Below are 17,962 nucleotides of genomic sequence, written 5' to 3' on the forward strand. Positions count from 1 at the left end.
TGCACAAGTGCGGTCACGACGGGTACGCGATCCGGCCGTCTGCACTACGATGCCCGCGCGGATGGCCCCTGGAGCCGTCGGACCGGCCGGCGGTGCGAACAGGGACGGGAGACGGCGGAGGGGCGCTTTGCGTGGGAGAACCTACAGCGTGGTCGAACAGACGACGGCCCGCGTCGAACCCCGGGAACGGGCGGACTCGTGGAGCGAGCAGGTCGGCTTCCACCACACTCGGCTGGATTTCAGGTACGCCCGGCCGGACAGCTTCAGCGGCGAGATGACCAGTCAGCGCAGCGACACCTACGACCTCATCACCTGGCGCAGCGATCGGGTCGAGTACGCCCGAACGCCTCGGCTGGTGCGCCAGGCACCCGCTCCGGACTACCGGTTCGTGTTTCCGCTGGCGGGGGAGCTGACACTGCGGCAGAACGACCGGCAGATCCGGGTGACCCCTGGCTCCGGAAGACTCCTGACGTTGGACGCCCCCTTCGAGTTGCTGCACGATCCGCTGCTGAGGGGGGTCATCCTGTCGATACCCGCCTGTGAGATCGAAGGTCCGCTCAACCGGAAGTCGCCCCTGGCCACCGGAGTGGACTTGTCCACGGGGCTGGGACGTGTCCTGCACGGCATGCTGGTCGGCCTGCACGACGAGCGCACACGTCTGGATGCCGCGCAGTTCGACGCCGTCACGGACCGTGCGGTCGAGCTGCTGTGCATGCTCGCCGCTGGTGACGACCGGCCGGACGTTCCGGACCACCTTGCCGAGGTCGAAGCGGTCGTCCGCCGCTATGCGAGGGACCACGCCGCCGATCCGGGACTCACCGGCACGTCCATGGCGCGTGGGCTCGGCTGGTCCCTTCGCCAAATCCAACTGGCTTTGCAGCGGGCCGGGACCACGCCGCGCGAGCTGATCCGCGAGGAACGGTTGCGCGTGGTGCGCGATCGGCTCCAACGTCCCGAGTACGCGCACATGACGATCAGCGAACTGGCCTGTGCCATGGGTTTTTCCTCGGCGAGCGCCCTGAGCACGGCATTCCGCCAGCGCTTCGGGACCAGTCCGCGGGAGCTGCGTCGCCGACACCACCACGCGTGATCCGTACCCGCCCGGTTCGCCGTGGCCGGCGACGTCCCGGCGCTGAGTTTCCCGTACGGATCAAAAAATCAGGCGCAGTTACCTTGCGGTAACTACTGAAGTTGTGTCAGATTCCCCGATGCCACCGGCCGGTGCCCCCACCTCCAAGCCATGCCTGTGGACGTTCACGGACCGGGCATGGCCAGACATCGGAGTCACCATGAGACGCACAGCAACGCTCGTCGCAGCCACAGCTGTGGTTCTAACGCACTTCGCTGCCGCACCCTCCGCACACGCGGCGACGCACAACCCGGTCCTCTTCGTGCACGGCCTCAGCAGCTCGGCCAGCACCTGGAACACCTGGGTCAGCAAGTTCAAGGCGGACGGGTACGCCGCATCGGAGCTGTACACCTGGTCTTACAACTGGAAGCAGTCCAACAAGACCACGGCGTCACAGATCGCTGCGAAGGTGCAGCAGATACGAGCCGAAACAGGTGCCGCCAAGGTCGACATCGTCACTCACTCGATGGGCGCACTGAGTGCACGCTGGTACCTCAAGTCCCTCGGCGGCACCTCGTACGTCGACGATTTCGTCTCGGTCGCAGGAGTGAACCACGGGACGGACATCAGCTTCTTCTGCTCGTTCTACACCTCGTGCAAGGAAATGGTCATCGGGAGCAGCTTCCTGAAGACCCTCAACGCCGACGACGAGACCCCGGGCGCCGTCAACTACGCCACCCTCTGGTCCACGTGTGACGCGGCCATCAATCCGGACGAATCGGCGAAACTGAGCGGCGCGATCAACACGTCGGTGGGATGCAAGTCCCACAACAGCATGAACGACGACGCCGGGAACTACACGAAGGTGCGGGATTTCATCGCCTGACCGCGCCCGGTCCGGCCCCGCCGCGACGGGGCCGGACCCATCCGTCGGAACGGTTCACCGCGCCGGGCCGGCGCGAACGTCGTCCACCACCCGGTACCAGGCGGCTCCTCGGTCAGCTGATGAGCAACCCGATGCCGCCGAGCGTGTACGCGATCATCACGATCAGGAGGGGGACTTCCCCCGCCAGCGTCCTGTCCGGAGGGAACACGCGCACCGCTCTGTCGTGTGCTGCGACGACGCCCAGGACATGGCCGGTGACCACCGACGTCACCTGCAGGGTGGCCAGGTTCGCGGGGCTGAGCGGAGGCTCCGGCCCGGGCACGCCCGCCGGGTCGGAGCCCATCGCGGTCAGCACGGTGCGCGGCCCCTCGGTGGTGAGGAGCGACCAGTAGTGGGCGACCAGGTAGCCGGTGGCGATCGGCAGCAGGGAGTGGGCGAACGTGGTGAGCGGTCGGCGTACGGTCCCGGCGAAGAGGCGGGCCGAGCCGGCACCGACGCAGTAGAGCGCGGCGATGGCCGTCATGCTTCCCAGCAGTCCCAGAGTGGCCGTGACGGTGCGCCCCAACGGCGACGTCTGCAGTGTGGTGATCCATGTTGGTGTGTCGGACGCGCCGTCATAGGCGGTACTGCCGAGCAGCACGCACATGATCGCCACGAGTCCCGGTGCCCGGGGAGTGCCGTCGAGACCGTGCAGCGGGTTGCGGACGACGAGCTGCCCGTCCGCGCGACGGCCGACCGGGGCCAGTCGTGCGAGGAGTCCGGAATAGGCCTCGAAGGCGTCGCACCGGTCGAACCAGTCACTGCCGAAAACCGCGGCGCCGGCCAGTTGGACGAACGCGTATCCGAGGAGGAAGACGAGCAGGGGCCTGGTCGAGGCAGGAGCGGGAGAGGCGAGCTCGAGCCAGGTGAAAGCGAGCAACCCGGCTGCCGCGGGCCAGTAGCCCAGTCGCTGCGGCATCCGACGGGGCGGCTCCGTCGGAGAGCGCTGCGATACTCGGCAGCCCAGGGCGTGCAGCGTGCGCAGGGGATTGAGGAGCCGCCACACGGGGCCGAGCAGGAGCGACGCGGGGACCAGGCCCACCCACAACAGGACGTAGACCGCCCCGGGCGCCGGATTGTGTGCGGGGTCGTCAGGGCCGAGCAGGAGGTTCAGGAGGACCGTGGCGGCGGCGACGAGTCCCAGCACCCGCAGGCCACCGCGAAGGAAGGACGCGCCCGCCCACCGCTGCACGGTCGCCGGCAGGGGACGACCGGCGTGGTCGCCCCGGAACCGCGACCGGGGCCAGAGGAGCCCCAACCCGAGGAAGGAGACGAGCAGGGCGGCGAACGCTCCTGCATAGGCGTGGAAGGCGGGGATCGGCAGGTCGTGCCCGGAGCCGACGCCATGGGCGAGACCGGTCAGGCTCCTCAACGGACGACCAATTGCGTCAGCACCAGACCGGACCGGTGCATCTCCACCTCGAAGAGTCCCGACCGGTCCAGGGCGACCCGGAGCGTGGTGGTGCTGCCGGCCTTGACCGCCGCGGTGCGGTTCACACCGTGGACGTGGAGCTCGTCGTCCGTGTCGCTGGTGATCCGGATGTCCAGCACGTCGCCCTTTCGCAGTTCGACGCGCCCGGGTTCCGGCCTCACGGCGCCCTCGACAACACGGAGGTCGAGGGATCTGTCGGGTTGTTCGCCCACCTGTGGGTCGCCGGAAGGGAGCCCGGGCAGGGGGACGGCATCCTGCACGGGGACCCCATCGACGGCCCATGCGGTGTGGTCGTCCGCGTAGAGCCCGACGGTCAGCGTCCGGGCGCCGGGAGGCACGTCGTCCGCGGACAGGTGGTACCAACTGCCGTACACGCGCGCGACCTTCTCGCCGTCCACGAAGAGGTGGGCGTGTCCGCTGCCCAGGACGGCCGCGCCGCCGACGCTGTCCGGGCTGAAGCGGAAGTGCCGTACGTCGATCCGGATGTTCCACCCGTCGTGCTCATCTGCCCGTACCGTCAGGGAGACGGCCGGAGCGTCCTCCGCGGCCACCTGCCGAAGCTGGTCGTGGTGGCCCGCGCCCGGGGAGGGCAGGAGCGTTCCGGCGCCGCTCGTGGCGACATCGTGGCTCGTACCCGGCCTGTGATGGGTGGTGGGACGTTCCGTACAGGAGGATGCCAGGGCCAGCGTCGTGACCGCCGCGCAGACTACCGCGGCCGTTCTCAGGGGACGGTGATTCCGACCGGTCCTCACGGCGAGACCCGGGCCGGGGCGTCCGCAGCCGGAGGAGCGGACCGGTTCCGGCGCACCGGTCGGGCAGAGGCCGCCACGGCCCACACGACCCAGACGAGCCCCAGCAGCCCTCTCAGCCAGGCCGGACCGAGGGGGGTCCACGGAATCATGACGAGGGCCCGGTCGACGGCGTTCAGCATCGTCAGAAGACCGAGGACCACGGTCGTCATGGCGAAGGCACGGGTGCTGTGCCGCAGCGCCAGTCCGGTGACGGTCAGCCAGCCCCCGATCAGCAAGAGCGCCAGCGGTGGGACCACCGTCGGATGGAGTGCGGTCGTCTCGCCCGCCACATCGAGGACCAGGCCCACCGCGCCGAGCGCGGTGGCCACGGTGACCCAACGGTTCCCGCGCAGCCTGCGCCACCACAGGAATCCTCCCACCACGGCGAACACGGCGGCGACGCCGAGCGCGAGCTGCACCTCGATGCGGGCGAAGCCCCGCGCCCCGTACCAGTCGCAGCCGGTCGGCAGCCGCCGTGCTTGGACGCTGTAGTCGGAGCAGACCAGCAGTTGGACGACCGCCATGGGCTCGCCCAACAACCGGTGCGACCCGCCGAAGACCGCCCCCGCGTGGCCGCGGCATCGCGGCAGGGCGCGCGGACTGCTGTCTCCCGTGTCCTGCCAGCAGTTGTCCGTGCCTTGGCCGTCCCACCAGACGTCCGTACGGTTGGGCTTGGACTCGCCGTTCTTCGCCGTGCCGACGTGATTGTCGAGGAAACGGTTGTGGTGCGAGGTGTCGGCCTGCCGGGACCAGGCGTCCTCACCGCGCAGGTAGGCGGGAACGCCGTTGAGATGGAACGCGGTGCGCTGGTGTCCGTAGATCCAGTTGCCCTCGAAGACGTTCCAGTTGCCACCGGCGACCATCACTCCGGTTCCCGGTGGGACCGAGGTCTGTGGGCAGACCACGCCCTGCTCGTAGCCGCGCTCGGCGGGCGGCTTGGCGCAGGTGCCGTCCCTGACGTACCCGTAGTAGTCCTGGTTGTTGTCGTGGATGAGATTGCGCTCGAATCTGGCGTGGTTCTGCGGGAGGCCCGGGTGGCCGGGAAACACGCTGTCCATCGAAGCGCCGGCCATGTTGTGGTCGAACTCGTTGTCGTGGGCCCAGACCGAATCGCCCGCGGTCCCCGAGTAGCCGAGCAGGTTGTGGTGACTGCGGCAGCCGGTGATCTCGATGGAGTAGCGCGGCACGTCGTGGCCGCGCCCGTTGTTGATGTCCGACGCGCTGCCCGGGTAGATCCCCGAGTCGCCGTTTCCGTAGGACTCGCAGTTGCGGTACAGACCGTGATCGCTCGCGAAGGTGAGGAAGCCGTACTCGTCGTTCCATCGGGTGAGCACCCCGTCGATGACGAATCCGTCCACACCCAGCACGTACAGCGAGTTGAAGGTGGTGCGCTGCGCGGTGAAGTTGCGGAAGTAGATCCCGTCGGAGCCGTCGGCCCGGATCGCGTTGAGCTTGCGGTAGCCGGCGTCCACGACGACGTCCAGAGGGCTCGCACCCGTTCCCTCTATCTGGAGGTCCTGTTTGCCGAGGACGGCCACGAGGTTCTGGTTGTGGGGGCACTGCTTCTGCTGCGCGTAGGACAGGATCTGGTACCCCAGGGCTGACGTGCGGGCCTTGAGCCGGGCGCAGTCTCCCTTCGGTTCCGGCTGGGAGGGCTCCTCCTCGTAGCGGCCGGGTAGGACGGCGATGCTCGTTCCGGGCTTGTCGACGGCGTCCACGGCCTGCTGCAGGTGCCGGAACCCCTGACCGAGACACCGCTCGTAGAGCCGGAGGTTCCGTTTGCGCAGCGCATCCGGGAATCGGGCGACGTGCTGCTCGAAGGCCGCTCTGTCGGTCTTGCAGACCAGGAGGTCGGGGTCACCGTCCCGATATGCGGGAACGCTGCCCGAGCCGTCGGGGAAGGTGACCTCGCGCTCCTCGTGTGCCTGCGCGCCTGGTGGCGCACCCAGCGTCAACGCGGCCGCGAGGCCGAAGCCGATCAGCATTCGACGTGTCCACGTCAGCCACATGAACGGCAAACTAGAACAGGTTTCGTGTTTGTGGAAGACGCCGGACACGAGATGTCTGACGGAGTGACAGTGGTCGACCCGATCGGCGCGGGTGCAGGAACGGTCGTGGCCAAGGAATCGGTGCACCGCTGGGCGAGGTCGGCGGGCCACAGGACGTCGAGCGGACCCCGGTCGGCTTGTCGGACTCGTGCACCCACAGGCAGAGTGCGTGCACTCACGGACCAGCCGCTCGTCACCAGGAGTGAGACGCTTCTCGGGCCGCGGCAGGCGGGCGGGCGACGCAACGTCCAGCCGTGCACGGCGCGCACCGGCCGGGCCGATGGAGCCCGCGGAATTCCGGTGCTGCTCATACGGCCGGAACACCGTTGCCCTCGGGGGCGGATGCCTACGGGGCCGCGGGAACGACGCCCCGAACCCGGCGAGCCCGCCCCCGTCGGGTGGCACGTCCCCCACCGGAGTTGCCGGTGGAGGGGAATCAGCGTGATGAGAAGGAGCTCCATGTCCATCGTGAACCTGTGCCGACGAGCGACCCGGCGTGCTGCCGGTCTCCTCGTGGTACTCGCCTTGTCGGTCGGCGTGCTGGGCACGGTCGCGCCCACCGCCCATGCCGACCCGGACCGGCCGCTCACGGTCATCGACTGGGACGTCTCCGGCCTCGAGCACGGCGGCCAGGGGCACCACGACCGGTACTGGAACGTCATCGACCAGGTGCACAGGGTCAGCGGTCACGACTTCTACCAGCTCTTGGACGAGACGACGACGACCTACAACAGACTCATCCAGATCAGGGTGAGCTACGCCGGCCAGCACGTGGTCTCCCTGTACTACTGGGCCAACACCTTGTACCTGGCCGGAATCTACCAACCGGGACAGCCCAACGGGACCGGTAACCGGCACTACGTCTTTCCCGACGGCTATCCCGACGCTTTCAACCGCGTCCTCGGTGTACGGGCACAACTCCTGCCCTGGAACGGGAGTTACGCCACCCTGCCGGGCGGTAGCACCCGGTCAGAAAGGCGACTCACCCCGCAGAACCTGCAGAACGGCCTGCTGACGCTGCGCAGGACACAGGAACTCCTCGGCTCGGAAGCCGGCAGAAACACCGTCGGGTCCTACCTCGTGGACGTCATAGGCGCGACTGCCGAAGCGGCCCGTTTCGGCTACGTCTTCGACGTAGTACGACAGAACATCAGAAGCAACACGTCGACGACGATCGGCCGCTTCGGCGCCGACCTGGAGACGAGCTGGGGCCAGCTCTCGACCTGGGTGTACGCCAGGCTCCGCAACCCCGCCGGGGACGGTTTCACCGTCGGTTCCCAGGACTACAGCAGGTACTACCCGACAGTCGCCGCACTCATAGCAAACCTGGGATACATCGAACTCAACGGACACAAACGCAACGGCTGACGCCGAACGCGGGCGGGCCACCCCCAACGCCCACCGCCGGACATCGGGTGGACCCGGACGACACGCACGTGGCCTTCGCCGCTGTGTGCCGCGCCCTCACCGATCCCTGTTCACCCTCGGGCGCCCGACCGCCTGCCACGGCAGGGGCCGGGCGTCATCCGGTCACCGTGCGAGTGGCAGCCCGGGCGACGCCAGCACCCGGTCGTCGGTGACCGTCAGGAGGGAGAAGTCGGGCTGGGCGGCGATCCAGCGGTGGGCCTGCTCCTCCCCGAGCACGACGGCGGCCGTCGCGAACGCGTCGGCCCACATCAGATCCGGGCCGCACACCGTTGCCGACAGCACCCCCGAGGCCGGGCGCCCGGTGCGCGGGTCGACGATGTGGCCACCTCGCTCCGCCGTGCCAGAGGTCGCCACTGCGTGGTCCCGTCCCTCCAGGACCGCGACGAGGCGACCGGGGCGGCGGGGATCCGCGATCCCCGTCCGCCACGTTCCGGACGGCCCCGGGCCCCCGCCCACCCGTACGTCTCCGCCCGCGTTCACGCACGAGTCCGCCGCCCCCGCGTCGTGCAGGAGCCGCCAGGCACGCTCGGCCGCCCAGCCCTTCACGATCCCGCAGGGATCGAGCACGCCGTCCGCCCACGCGTCGAAGGCGCCCCGGGTACGGCTGTGCGCACGCTCGCAGAGCTCCAGCACCCTGCGGACCTCCGCAGGTGCACCGGAACGGTCGAGTTCGCCGCGTCGCATGCGGGACACCACGCTCTCCTCCCGGAACGGCGAGTAGACGCGGTCGGTCTCGTGCAGCAGCGCCACCGCAGCGGCGAGGGCCGCCCGTACACCGTCGTCGGCGGGCCCGCGTCCGGTGAACGACACCCCCGTACCCATGACATGTTCCACGTGACGCCAGACCGGCCGTACGACCGGTCCGGTCTTCCCCGTGCCGCGGGGGGCGGCCTCAGACATGAGCCTGGTCCAGCGCGCTCTGCAGGGACTGTGCGTACCCCTCGCTCGTGTACGTCGCTCCCGAGACCGTGTCGATGCGGGCGCTCTGTGCCGTCAGCGCCTCCCGGGTGAGCACCGGCAGGGCGTAGGAGGACAGCTCGCGGTCGCGGGGATTGGCCCCGGGCGCCTGGAGCACGGTGACGCCCGTCAGTCGACCTGCCGACAGGGTCACGCGCACCTGAACGGGGCCGTGCTTGGTGTCGATGACGTCGCCGGTGTACGTGCCCGTCGAAGAGGAGCCGGATCCGGTGGAAGGTTTTCCGCCGGGTGAAGCCGACGGAGCCGAAGCGGGTGGCTGGGACGACGGCAACGCGAGCGGTGCGGGCTGGTGGGGCTTGAGGGCAAGGAGTGAGCCGATGCCCGCCGCGGTGACGGCGAACGAGGCGAGAAGACGACGCATGGAGCACTTCCTCGGGGGAGCCGGCGATTCAGAAACGGAACGATTCCTCGTGGATCCTTCGGGCCGGGACTCCTGCCGCGCGCAGTGCGGACCGGGCCGCGTCCGCCCACTCGGCGGGGCCGCACAGGTAGCAGACGCGCTGGGCCACGTCGGGAACGAGGGAGCCGAGGACGCCGGGGTCCACGGGGATGCGGTACTGCGCCGGCTCACTGACCGAGTACAGGACCCGTGCCCCGCGTCCCGCCGCGATGAGGTCGAGCTCCCGACGCAGCACGAGGTCGTCGGACCGGTGCGCCCAGTAGACCAGGACCGGGGCGGAGGGGAGGGTCTCGAAGAGCACACGCAGGGGAGTGATGCCGATACCCGCAGCCAGGAGCAGCGTGGGTCGGCCGCCGGAACGGTCGGCGGTCAGCGCTCCGTACGGCCCCTCCACCCACACCCGGGTACCGGGGGACAGGTGTGCCACAGCCGCGCTGTGCCCGCCGAGCCCCTTCACCGTGACACGCAGGGTGCGTCCGTCCGGCCGCGCGGACACGGAGTACGGAGACGCGGTCCACCACAGCTGCGGCGCCAGGAACCTCCAACGCAGGAACTGTCCGGGGCGGACGGCGAGTTGGTCGAGCCTGTCGCCCTCCAGGACCACCGACACCACTCCCGGACCCTCCGGGCGCACCTCCTTCACCCGCAGCCGGTGCCGCAGGGAGGTCCGCACCGGAGTGAGTATGCGGAACCACAGGACGGCCGCCGCCGCGCCCAGATAGAGCGCGTACCAGGCGGCCTGCACAGCGGGCCGTCCCAAGTCCGCCCCATTGGCGATCTGGTGGCCGAATCCCAGGAACACCGCCGCATAGGTGAGCAGATGGAGGAAGTACCACGTTTCGTGACTCAGTCGCCGTCGTGCGGCACGCGCCGACACGACGGCGGTCAGCAACAGGAGCACCAGGGCCGCCGTGGCCTTCAGCATCTCGGGGTAGCCGGTGACGACCGACACGCCCGCGGCGAGCGGCCCTGTGCGGGCCGCCAGCGCCTCACCCTCGATGATCAGGACGGTGTGGGCCAGGGCCAGACCTATGGTGTACCGCCCGGCCGACGCGTGCCAGCGGGCCAGCCGGTCGGTGCCGACGGTACGGTCCAGTACGGGGACGCGGGCCATGAGGAGGACCAGCACCGCGCAGGCGTATCCGGCGAGCAGTCCGGTGATGCGCCCGGCGCCGATGAACCAGTCAGCGGGGGAGACCACCGTCGCGGTGTCGGTCCACCAGAGTCCGACGACGGCCGCCGCCCCGGCCCAGCCGAGGGTCTGCAGCAGTGTCACCATGGCGGGTGCGCGGTCGCGTCGCCGTCGAGGAGCGGGGTGCCTGCGCCTCGACTGCGGTGCCTCCACGGCTTGGGTCATCGTGCACTCCTCGGTGTTTCGTCCGGCGGCTTGCGTCGCGGCGGCCATCTTGCGGGGCGTGCCTCTGAGAATCCTCTGAGCGAGCGGCGCAACGACCGTCGTGGAGGCCCCGGCAGATCTCCGCGCCGGTGTTCCCGCAGGTGACGGCAGGGGACGAGGGGCGAAGGGTTCAGAGGAAACTCACAGGCGCGTACCGGGCGCGGAGCCCCTCGCGTCCGGCATCCTGGAGCGGACATGAATGCATCACTCATCGCTCCTGTGCGCCGGGGCCCCGAGGGCCTTCCGCCACGCGTCCTGGTCGTGGACGACGAGGACGACCTCACGGAGGTGCTCGCCACCGCCCTGAGCGCCGAAGGCTGGGAGGTGCGCACGGCGGGAACGGCCGAGGGGGCGCTCTCCCTGGCGGCCTCGTTCGACCCCCACGTCGTGGTCCTCGACTGGATGCTCCCGGACCGCGACGGCCCACAGGTCCTGGCGGAACTGCGGCAGCGCCGACCGGAGGTGTGCGTGCTGTTCCTCACCGCGCGCGACGCGGTCGAGGACCGGATCGCCGGAATCACCGCCGGGGCCGACGACTACGTCGTCAAGCCCTTCAGCCTCCAGGAGGTGCTGGCCAGACTCGCCGGGCTGCTCCGCCGCGCCGGGCTCGCAGACCCGGGCGCCGACGGCACGCGTCTGTCCGTGGCGGATCTGGAGATGGACGAGGACGGCCGTCGTGTGTTCCGCGGCGGTAGTCCGGTGGAGCTGTCGCGCACCGAATTCGAGCTCTTGCGCTATCTGATGCGCAACGCACACCGGGTGCTGTCCAAGGAACAGATCCTCGAACACGTCTGGCGCTACGACTTCGGCGGCCGCGCACACATCGTGGAGCTCTACGTCAGCTACCTCCGCAAGAAGATCGACGCCGGGCGGGAGCCGCTCATCCACACAGTCCGCGGAGTCGGCTACGTCCTGCGGCCCGAGCACCGATGAAGCGGCTCGTCCCCCACCTGCCGCACACCCTCAGGGGACGGCTCACCGCGGGCCTCGTCGTCCTGCTGGCCCTGGCCTGCGCCACCGTCGGGCTCGTCTCCGTGCTGGCTCTGGAACGGTTCCTGGTGGGCCGGCTGGATCAGCAACTTGCCACCGAGGGGCCGCGGTTCGCCGTGAGTCTGGAGCAGGAACCCGACGGGGACGGCGACGAGCCCGCGGACACCCGCGGACAGGCGGCGGGAACGTTCGGTGCCCGGCTCGTCGACGGCCGCGTCGAGCGTGCCGCCGTGGTCCGCGGCACCACCGACCGTGCCGTTCCCCTCACGTCCGCCGACGCCGCCTCCCTCGCCGCCCTGCCCACCGGGGGGCAGGCCCGCACCCTCCGGCTCTCCACCCTCGGCGAGTACCGCGTCGCCGCCCACACCGGTCGGGACGGGGACGTCCTGGTGACCGGGCTCCCCCTGCACCCCGTGGAGGAGACCGTGGAGCGGCTCGTGATGGTGGAAGCAGTCGGCTTCGCCGCCGTGCTCGCTGTGGCGGGGACGGTCGCGGCGGTCTGGACCCGACTGTCGCTGCGGCCCCTGGAGCACCTCGCCGCGACGGCCGACGGCGTGACGCGCCTTCCGCTCGCTGCCGGCCAGGTCGATCTGCCGCCCCCGCTCGCGGAGCCCGGAGCCGACTCCGAGGTGGGCCGTCTCACCGGGGCGTTCAACCGGATGTTGGGCCACGTCGGGGACGCGCTGGACCGGCGGCACGCCGTCGAGGAGCGGCTGCGCACCTTCGCCGCCGACGCCGGTCATGAGCTCCGCACCCCGGTGGCCACCGTGCGGGCCCGGGCCGAGCTCGTGCTGCGCACCCACGGCGACGCACTGCCCGACGAGGTCAGGCACGCGCTGCAGCGCATCGACTCGGAGTCGCGCCGGATGAGCCTGCTGGTCGACGAACTCCTCCTGTTGGCCCGGCTGGACGCGGGGCGGGCGTTGTGCGCCGATCCGGTGGACCTCACCCGGCTCGTGCTGGACACCGTGGAGGACGCGTCGACCCGGCATCCGGAACACCACTGGGAGATGGAGCTGCCGGAGCGCCCCGTGCACGTCACGGGCGACGCGGACCGGCTGCACCAGGTCCTCGTCAACCTCCTGGCCAACGCGGGACGGCACACCCCGGCGGGCACCCGCGTGGTGGTCGCGCTCGTCCCGCGCGGCACCGAGGTGGAGCTGAGCGTCACGGACGACGGCCCCGGCATTCCGCCGGACCTGATGCCCGTAGTGTTCCGACGCTTCAGCCGGGGGGACGCCTCGCGGTCCCGTGCCACGGGAGCGACCGGTCTGGGACTCGCCATCGTCCAAGCGGTCGTGGGCGCCCACGGCGGACGGGTATCGGTGGCGAGTGAACCCGGCCGCACCTGCTTCACCCTCGTCCTGCCCTCGGACCGGGAGGCGGCGGAGGCGGGGACGCAGCCGTCGGGGAACTGACGCAGTGCGGGCTCCGCCCCATCCGGTCGGAAGACCGCCGGAACTCAGGCGGGCCGTGCTCCCGAGCCGAGGAGCAGCGCACCAACCTCTCGCCTATGAGCTGCGGTTCCCTCACTGACGGGTTGACCAGCAGCGCCTGCTACCCGTCCATGAGCCCCTGGCGATCCCGTCGTTGAGCTCGCGGTACCGCGCCTCCATCGCCCGGAGCCCTGTGGGGGGAACCCCGGCAGGGAGGCACGCGAGCCACTCGAGTTGTGTTGGTTGACGTGTCGGCCGACGGTAGTCCCTCGTTACGATCACGGCCCCTGCTGAACGTCCAGGTGGCCGCTCGACGACGAAAGGCCCCACACGCCGACATGACCCACCACGTGCACGGCCACGCTCCAGCACCGTACGGCGCATCGTGTCCGCCCCTGGACCAGGAGCCGCCCGCGGTCCACCCGAAGGTGCTGCGAGACGAACTCGTATCGGCGGCGGAGTGGGTTGCCCGGTACCTGCAAGCACTTCCGGACGGCCCGGTGCATCGCCCGATGCCTCCGCAACTGCAGGCCCGGCTGCGTGAGGGACGGCTCGGCCGGCAGGGCGGTGAACTCGGCGGTGTGTTGGACTTCGTACGCAACGAGATCGCCCCGCACCCGACCGGGAACGGGCACCCCGCGTTCTTCGCCTGGATCAACTCGCCACCCGCACCGGCCGGGATCATCGCCGACCTGCTGGCCTGCGCCATCAATGCGACCTGCGGAATGGGCGAGCACGCCCTCATGGACCTGGAACGCGGCACCGTGCGCATGCTCGCCGACCTGGCGGGACTGCCCGGCAGTGCGGGCGGGGTACTGACCAGTGGCGGCTCCGTGGCCAACCTGCTCGCGCTGGCCACTGCCCGGACCTGGTTCCTCACCCGACGCGACTCCGGCGACGGCCCCGCATTCGACCGCGACCACGCCCGCCTCACCCTGTACTTCAGCGCCCAGGCGCACATGTCCGTCGCCAAGTCAGCCGCCTGCATCGGTCTGTCCGCCCACCGGCTGCGCGCCGTTGCGACCGATGCTCACGACCGCCTGGACCCCGCCGCGCTACGCGCAGCGGTCAGCGCCGACGTGAACGCGGGTCTCCTGCCGTTCTGCACCGTCACTACGGTGGGCACCACCGCCACCGGTGCCGTCGATCCGCTCGAACCGGTCACCGAACTGTGCCGGAGCATGGGGATGTGGCACCACGTGGACGGGGCCTGGGGAGGACTCGGCGCTGCCGTTCCTGCGCTCGCCGCCCACTACCGGGGCGTCGGCGGCGTCGACTCACTGACCGTGGACCCGCACAAAACGCTCAACGTACCCGTGGGCTGCGGGGCGTTGCTCGTCCCGCACCCGGAGCACCTGCACACGGCCTTCGCCCACCGTGCGTCCTACCTCACCGGCGAGCCGGACGCGCTGCCGTGGCTGTCCCACGCCACGGTCGAGCTGACCCGCCCCGGCACCAGAGCCCTGGCCCTGTGGGCCACCCTGCACCACCTCGGCAGCGACGGCGTCACCGCGCTGATGGAGCACTACCTGGCCCTCGCCGACCGGCTGCGCGAGCAGATCACCGCCGAACCGCGTCTGGAACTGCTGGCAGGCGGCCCGTGGCCGGTCGCCTGTTTCCGGATCACCGACCAGAACGGGGGCGATCCGGATGCCCTGCACGCTCGCATCGCCCGCCGCGTCCAGGACAACGGACGCGCCTACCTCGCCACCGTCGCCGTCCAAGGACGTACCGTCCTCAGGGCCTGCCTGTGCAACTACCGCACCACGACAGACGATCTCGACCAGTTGATCCACGAAGTCCTCCGCGCCGCCGACGCCGAATGCCACCCGGACGCCTGAACGCGGCGCCAGGGCACCGAGGCCGTCGTACGGTTCGCTCGGTGAACTTCCTGCGATCGCCCACCGCGCACAGCCGTCGCTTCTGGCGGCAGCCGACGGCGCATGGGGGACTCCAGCGTCCCGGCCCCGGCCGGGCAACGCGGTGGGCGGCCAGGGCCGGACGCAGATCAGGGTACGGAGAGGACGATCTTTCCGCGCGTCCGCCCCTCCTGGCTCAGCTTGAACGCCTCCGCCACCTCGGCGAGGGGCAGGACACGGTCCACGTGGACGGTGAGCTTGCCGGCATCGGCCAGTTCGCCGAGAGCCGCCAGATCCTCGGCGTCCGGACGCACGAAGACGTACTGTCCGCCCAGGGCCGTGGCGGAGGCGTCGGCGATGGACACGACCCGACCGGGGGACCGGGTCAGCTCGAAGGACTGGGCGACCGAGTCACCGCCGACGTAGTCCATCGAGGCGTCCACCCCTTCGGGAGCCAACGCCCGGACTCCTTCCACCAGGCCGGTGCCGTAGGCCACCGGCTCGGCACCCAGCTCACGCAGGAAGTCGTGGTTCCGATCGCTGGCAGTGCCGATGACGCGGGCCCCTTGCGCGACCGCGATCTGGACCGCGAGGGTCCCGACTCCGCCCGCCGCCGCGTGCACGAGCACGGTGTCGCCCGCAGAGACCCCGGCGGTGCGCAGCGACTGGTACGCGGTCAGCCCGGCCAGAGGGAGCCCGGCTGCCTGTTCCCACGTCAGTGAGGTCGGCTTGCGTGCCAGTGTGCGGACAGGGGCGGCCGCGAACTCGGCGTAGGTGCCGTGCTGGACGTAGTCCTGGCGGTTGTAGGCCATCACCTCGTCTCCGGGGGCGAACTCGGTGACCGCCGGGCCGACCTTCTGCACGACGCCGGCCACGTCCCATCCCGGTACCAACGGGAAGTAGACGTTGAGGACCGGGTCGAGATGGCCCGTAGCGATCTTCCAGTCCACCGGATTGACCCCGGCGGCCTTGACACGGATCAGGACCGAGTCGGGGCCGACCTTCGGATCGGGCTCCTCGGTGATGTGCGGGGACTGTCCGTATGCGCTGATCGTTGCTGCCTTCATGCCCGGGGAACGACGGCGCGCGACGCGTCGTTCCCGGAACCGTGCGGCGGGGCCAGGCGCCCGTGCGGGCCGGCGGCGGGCGAGGAGGGGCGGACGCCCGGATCGCGCAAGGTCGCGGTGGTTGGTGTCGTGGTCGTAGCCGCGGTCGGTGTGCGGCACTGTCAGGGTGACGACGGGTACGCCCCGCCGGCTGCGGACCGGCGGCACGACGTGGCCCGGTAAGTGAGGGACGACGTCGCTTGGTCCTCACCGCCCGAGCCCCGTGGGCCGGCCCTCACGACGCCCGGCCCGACCGGACCGGTGGCGAACGGGCCACGGCAGCGTCCCGCCGGCGGTGTCAGAGCCCGCCCACGCCCTTCACCACGAGCAGAAGCCCGATCAAGGCGATGACGATCGCGACGATGGCGGCGTTATGGGCCTTGAGCCAGTCCTTGGCCCGCTCCAACGGTGGCAGTATCCGTTCCCCGACGAGGAGGCGCAGCAAGGGCGGAAGGATGACACCCGCGGAGGCGATGACGGTGAACAGGGCGATGGAGCCTGCCCTGCCCGCAGTCGTGAGCTGGGCCGAACCGATCGCGACGCCACCGGCCGCGATCAGGACCAGGATCTTCGGGTTGGCCGCCGAGAGCAGTAGGCCCAGCCGCAGCGCTTTCGGCCAGGTGACGGTCTCCAGGGCTCGTATCCACGCCGGATCCGCCCTCGTTTGCCGGCGCCTCCACAGCATCACGCCCAGGAGGATCAGCAGGCCGCCCAGGCCGATCCGCCCCCATGAGACTACTGCGGGCGGCTCGCCCGTGATCTCGATGACGGAGGTCAGCAGGGTGAACAAGACGGCAGCACCGGCGACTCCGGCCGTCCAGCCGGCGATGAAGGCACTGCTGTTCTCCCGCGCACGAGCAGTGAGCAGCAGCAGGATTGCCGGGACCACCGGGAACGGTGACAGAGCGATCCCCAGTGCAGGAGCTACCATCTCGGTGATCACCACACCCACCCCCGGCTTCGTGTCGTTCCCGGCCACGGACGCAAGCCCTCGACGTGCGCCAGCGGGGTCAGGCCGCTGCCGTCGTCGGCCGCCACAAGGCGCAGAAGCCCGTCCACTGCTGTCCGGACGGACCTGGACCTCATGTGCGTCGGTGTGCTCGACGATATTGCCCAGGAGCGCTCCTGTCGCGGCGCGGACGAGACACTCGTGGGGAGGGCCCCGCGTGCGCGGACCCCGTCCGGGTCCCGGCGTGCCGCGCGCCGGCTCTGCGCATCGGCTGTGGACCGGGCCGTGGGGCCGTGCCGGTGGGGGCGGCGGCCTCGTGCACCACCCTGCATGCAGCACCCTCCGTCGGCCGCCTCGGTGCCGCGGTCACTCCAGAAGGCCGCGGCGCATGGCTTCCGCCACTGCGGAGGCCCTGTCGTTGACGTCGAGCTTCTCGTAGAGCCGTTGGGTGTGGGTCTTGATCGTGCTGGGCGCCAGGAACAGTTCCTCGGCGACCTGGGCGACGCTCTTGCCGTCGGCGAAGCCCCGCAACACCTGCTGCTCGCGTTCGCTGAGCAGCACCTGGTCCTCGCCGGTGGTGGCCCGGAGTCGGACCTGTTCCATCAGGCCACTGGTGAGATCCGGTGGAAGCGCCGTCCCGCCCCGGGCGACCTTCATGACGGCATCGACGATCTCGCCTCGTGTGGCGTCCTTGGGGAGGTAGCCGGCGGCACCCTCCCCGACGGCCCGGAACACCAGGGAGTCATCGGTGTAGGCGGAGAGAACGATCACACGCACGGGCAGGCCGTCCCGCTCGGCCGCATGGACGACGGCGAGGCCGTCCAGCTTGGGCAGCTTGTAGTCCACCACTGCGACATCGGGCTGATGGGTCCGCAGGAGTTCCAGAGCTTCCGCGCCGTCCCGGGCCTCGGCCACGACCTCGATGAGCCCGCTCTGTTTGAGCGCCTGGGTGATGCCCTCGCGGTATATCGGGTGGTCGTCGGCCACGACGACGCGTACGCGGGTCTCATGTGTACGCATGGGGCACACCGTCCTGTCTGCCCGTGGAGCCGTACGGAATCACGACTCTGGGGACATTGTCCTGCTGCCCGTGCGCTGGGTTCCACACGGCACGGCGGTGGTCAGGGAGGCACCCCGGCGCGGGCACGGCCGGAA

15 protein-coding genes are annotated in these 17,962 nt (G+C 70.5%); 6 read left to right on the top strand and 9 right to left on the bottom strand.

Going from position 1 to position 17,962, the window contains the following annotated elements; genetic code table 11:
* The first annotated feature begins 148 nt into the window (after positions 1-148).
* Positions 149-1,090, top strand: a complete 942-nt coding sequence (locus ACFXOM_RS24925; RefSeq protein WP_384937705.1) for a helix-turn-helix domain-containing protein — start codon at positions 149-151, stop codon at positions 1,088-1,090.
* A gap of 199 nt (positions 1,091-1,289) precedes the next feature.
* The gene (locus ACFXOM_RS24930; protein ID WP_384937703.1) at positions 1,290-1,955 is read left to right on the top strand and encodes an esterase/lipase family protein; all 666 of its coding nucleotides are present in this window, start codon (positions 1,290-1,292) and stop codon (positions 1,953-1,955) included.
* 112 nt (positions 1,956-2,067) lie between these two features.
* Here ACFXOM_RS24930 and ACFXOM_RS24935 read toward each other — a convergent pair whose 3' ends face one another.
* From ACFXOM_RS24935 to ACFXOM_RS24945, 3 genes are all read right to left on the bottom strand, one after another.
* Positions 2,068-3,357, bottom strand: a complete 1,290-nt coding sequence (locus ACFXOM_RS24935; RefSeq protein WP_385039417.1) for a hypothetical protein — start codon at positions 3,355-3,357, stop codon at positions 2,068-2,070.
* A gap of 5 nt (positions 3,358-3,362) precedes the next feature.
* Positions 3,363-3,977 (bottom strand): hypothetical protein, encoded by a 615-nt coding sequence (locus ACFXOM_RS24940; protein ID WP_385039339.1) that lies wholly within the window; start codon positions 3,975-3,977, stop codon positions 3,363-3,365.
* 197 nt (positions 3,978-4,174) lie between these two features.
* Positions 4,175-6,226, bottom strand: coding sequence for a right-handed parallel beta-helix repeat-containing protein (locus ACFXOM_RS24945; RefSeq protein WP_385039342.1), 2,052 nt, complete (start codon positions 6,224-6,226; stop codon positions 4,175-4,177).
* 498 nt (positions 6,227-6,724) lie between these two features.
* Here ACFXOM_RS24945 and ACFXOM_RS24950 point away from each other — a divergent pair, with 498 nt between their 5' ends.
* Positions 6,725-7,633, top strand: a complete 909-nt coding sequence (locus ACFXOM_RS24950) for a ribosome-inactivating family protein (protein ID WP_384937696.1) — start codon at positions 6,725-6,727, stop codon at positions 7,631-7,633.
* A 162-nt stretch (positions 7,634-7,795) separates the two neighbouring features.
* Here the strand turns inward: ACFXOM_RS24950 and ACFXOM_RS24955 are convergent, their stop codons facing one another.
* Genes ACFXOM_RS24955 through ACFXOM_RS24965 form a run of 3 tightly spaced genes read right to left on the bottom strand, consistent with a single transcriptional unit; the run spans position 7,796 to position 10,428 of the window.
* A complete protein-coding gene (locus ACFXOM_RS24955; protein ID WP_385039345.1) occupies positions 7,796-8,593 on the bottom strand; it encodes an FAD:protein FMN transferase in 798 nt (265 codons plus the stop codon).
* Positions 8,586-9,032, bottom strand: coding sequence for an FMN-binding protein (locus tag ACFXOM_RS24960; RefSeq protein ID WP_384944632.1), 447 nt, complete (start codon positions 9,030-9,032; stop codon positions 8,586-8,588). The genes ACFXOM_RS24955 and ACFXOM_RS24960 overlap by 8 nt, the downstream gene beginning before the upstream one ends.
* 28 nt (positions 9,033-9,060) lie before the next feature.
* Entirely contained in the window at positions 9,061-10,428 is a 1,368-nt protein-coding gene (locus ACFXOM_RS24965) for a ferric reductase-like transmembrane domain-containing protein (RefSeq protein WP_384937688.1), read from the bottom strand.
* A gap of 234 nt (positions 10,429-10,662) precedes the next feature.
* On the opposite strand from ACFXOM_RS24965, the gene ACFXOM_RS24970 reads away from it, so the two are divergent.
* The 3 genes from ACFXOM_RS24970 (at position 10,663) to ACFXOM_RS24980 (ending at position 14,734) form a co-directional block, all read left to right on the top strand.
* The gene (locus tag ACFXOM_RS24970) at positions 10,663-11,400 is read left to right on the top strand and encodes a response regulator transcription factor (RefSeq protein WP_384937685.1); all 738 of its coding nucleotides are present in this window, start codon (positions 10,663-10,665) and stop codon (positions 11,398-11,400) included.
* The gene (locus ACFXOM_RS24975) at positions 11,397-12,875 is read left to right on the top strand and encodes a sensor histidine kinase (protein ID WP_384937682.1); all 1,479 of its coding nucleotides are present in this window, start codon (positions 11,397-11,399) and stop codon (positions 12,873-12,875) included. Before ACFXOM_RS24970 ends, ACFXOM_RS24975 begins: the two co-directional genes overlap by 4 nt.
* Positions 12,876-13,405: 530 nt before the next feature.
* A complete protein-coding gene (locus tag ACFXOM_RS24980) occupies positions 13,406-14,734 on the top strand; it encodes a pyridoxal phosphate-dependent decarboxylase family protein (RefSeq protein WP_384937680.1) in 1,329 nt (442 codons plus the stop codon).
* Positions 14,735-14,901: 167 nt separating this feature from the next.
* Here the strand turns inward: ACFXOM_RS24980 and ACFXOM_RS24985 are convergent, their stop codons facing one another.
* From ACFXOM_RS24985 to ACFXOM_RS24995, 3 genes are all read right to left on the bottom strand, one after another.
* Positions 14,902-15,819, bottom strand: a complete 918-nt coding sequence (locus ACFXOM_RS24985) for an NADP-dependent oxidoreductase (protein ID WP_385039347.1) — start codon at positions 15,817-15,819, stop codon at positions 14,902-14,904.
* 337 nt (positions 15,820-16,156) lie between these two features.
* A complete protein-coding gene (locus tag ACFXOM_RS24990) occupies positions 16,157-16,837 on the bottom strand; it encodes a GAP family protein (RefSeq protein ID WP_384937674.1) in 681 nt (226 codons plus the stop codon).
* 336 nt (positions 16,838-17,173) lie between these two features.
* Entirely contained in the window at positions 17,174-17,827 is a 654-nt protein-coding gene (locus ACFXOM_RS24995; protein WP_384937671.1) for a response regulator, read from the bottom strand.
* Positions 17,828-17,962 lie beyond the last annotated feature (135 nt).

The organism is Streptomyces sp. NPDC059169 (assembly GCF_042755225.1).
In the GTDB taxonomy this organism is placed as follows: domain Bacteria; phylum Actinomycetota; class Actinomycetes; order Streptomycetales; family Streptomycetaceae; genus Streptomyces.

Bases quoted from the DNA above. Each gene is read 5' to 3' on its own strand.
- ACFXOM_RS24955 (WP_385039345.1), bottom strand. From the start codon at position 8,593: ATGTCTGAGGCCGCCCCCCGCGGCACGGGGAAGACCGGACCGGTCGTA.
- ACFXOM_RS24950 (WP_384937696.1), top strand. From the start codon at position 6,725: ATGTCCATCGTGAACCTGTGCCGACGAGCGACCCGGCGTGCTGCCGGT.
- ACFXOM_RS24970 (WP_384937685.1), top strand. From the start codon at position 10,663: ATGAATGCATCACTCATCGCTCCTGTGCGCCGGGGCCCCGAGGGCCTT.
- ACFXOM_RS24985 (WP_385039347.1), bottom strand. From the start codon at position 15,819: ATGAAGGCAGCAACGATCAGCGCATACGGACAGTCCCCGCACATCACC.
- ACFXOM_RS24965 (WP_384937688.1), bottom strand. From the start codon at position 10,428: ATGACCCAAGCCGTGGAGGCACCGCAGTCGAGGCGCAGGCACCCCGCT.
- ACFXOM_RS24960 (WP_384944632.1), bottom strand. From the start codon at position 9,032: ATGCGTCGTCTTCTCGCCTCGTTCGCCGTCACCGCGGCGGGCATCGGC.
- ACFXOM_RS24975 (WP_384937682.1), top strand. From the start codon at position 11,397: ATGAAGCGGCTCGTCCCCCACCTGCCGCACACCCTCAGGGGACGGCTC.
- ACFXOM_RS24995 (WP_384937671.1), bottom strand. From the start codon at position 17,827: ATGCGTACACATGAGACCCGCGTACGCGTCGTCGTGGCCGACGACCAC.
- ACFXOM_RS24930 (WP_384937703.1), top strand. From the start codon at position 1,290: ATGAGACGCACAGCAACGCTCGTCGCAGCCACAGCTGTGGTTCTAACG.
- ACFXOM_RS24945 (WP_385039342.1), bottom strand. From the start codon at position 6,226: ATGTGGCTGACGTGGACACGTCGAATGCTGATCGGCTTCGGCCTCGCG.
- ACFXOM_RS24980 (WP_384937680.1), top strand. From the start codon at position 13,406: ATGCCTCCGCAACTGCAGGCCCGGCTGCGTGAGGGACGGCTCGGCCGG.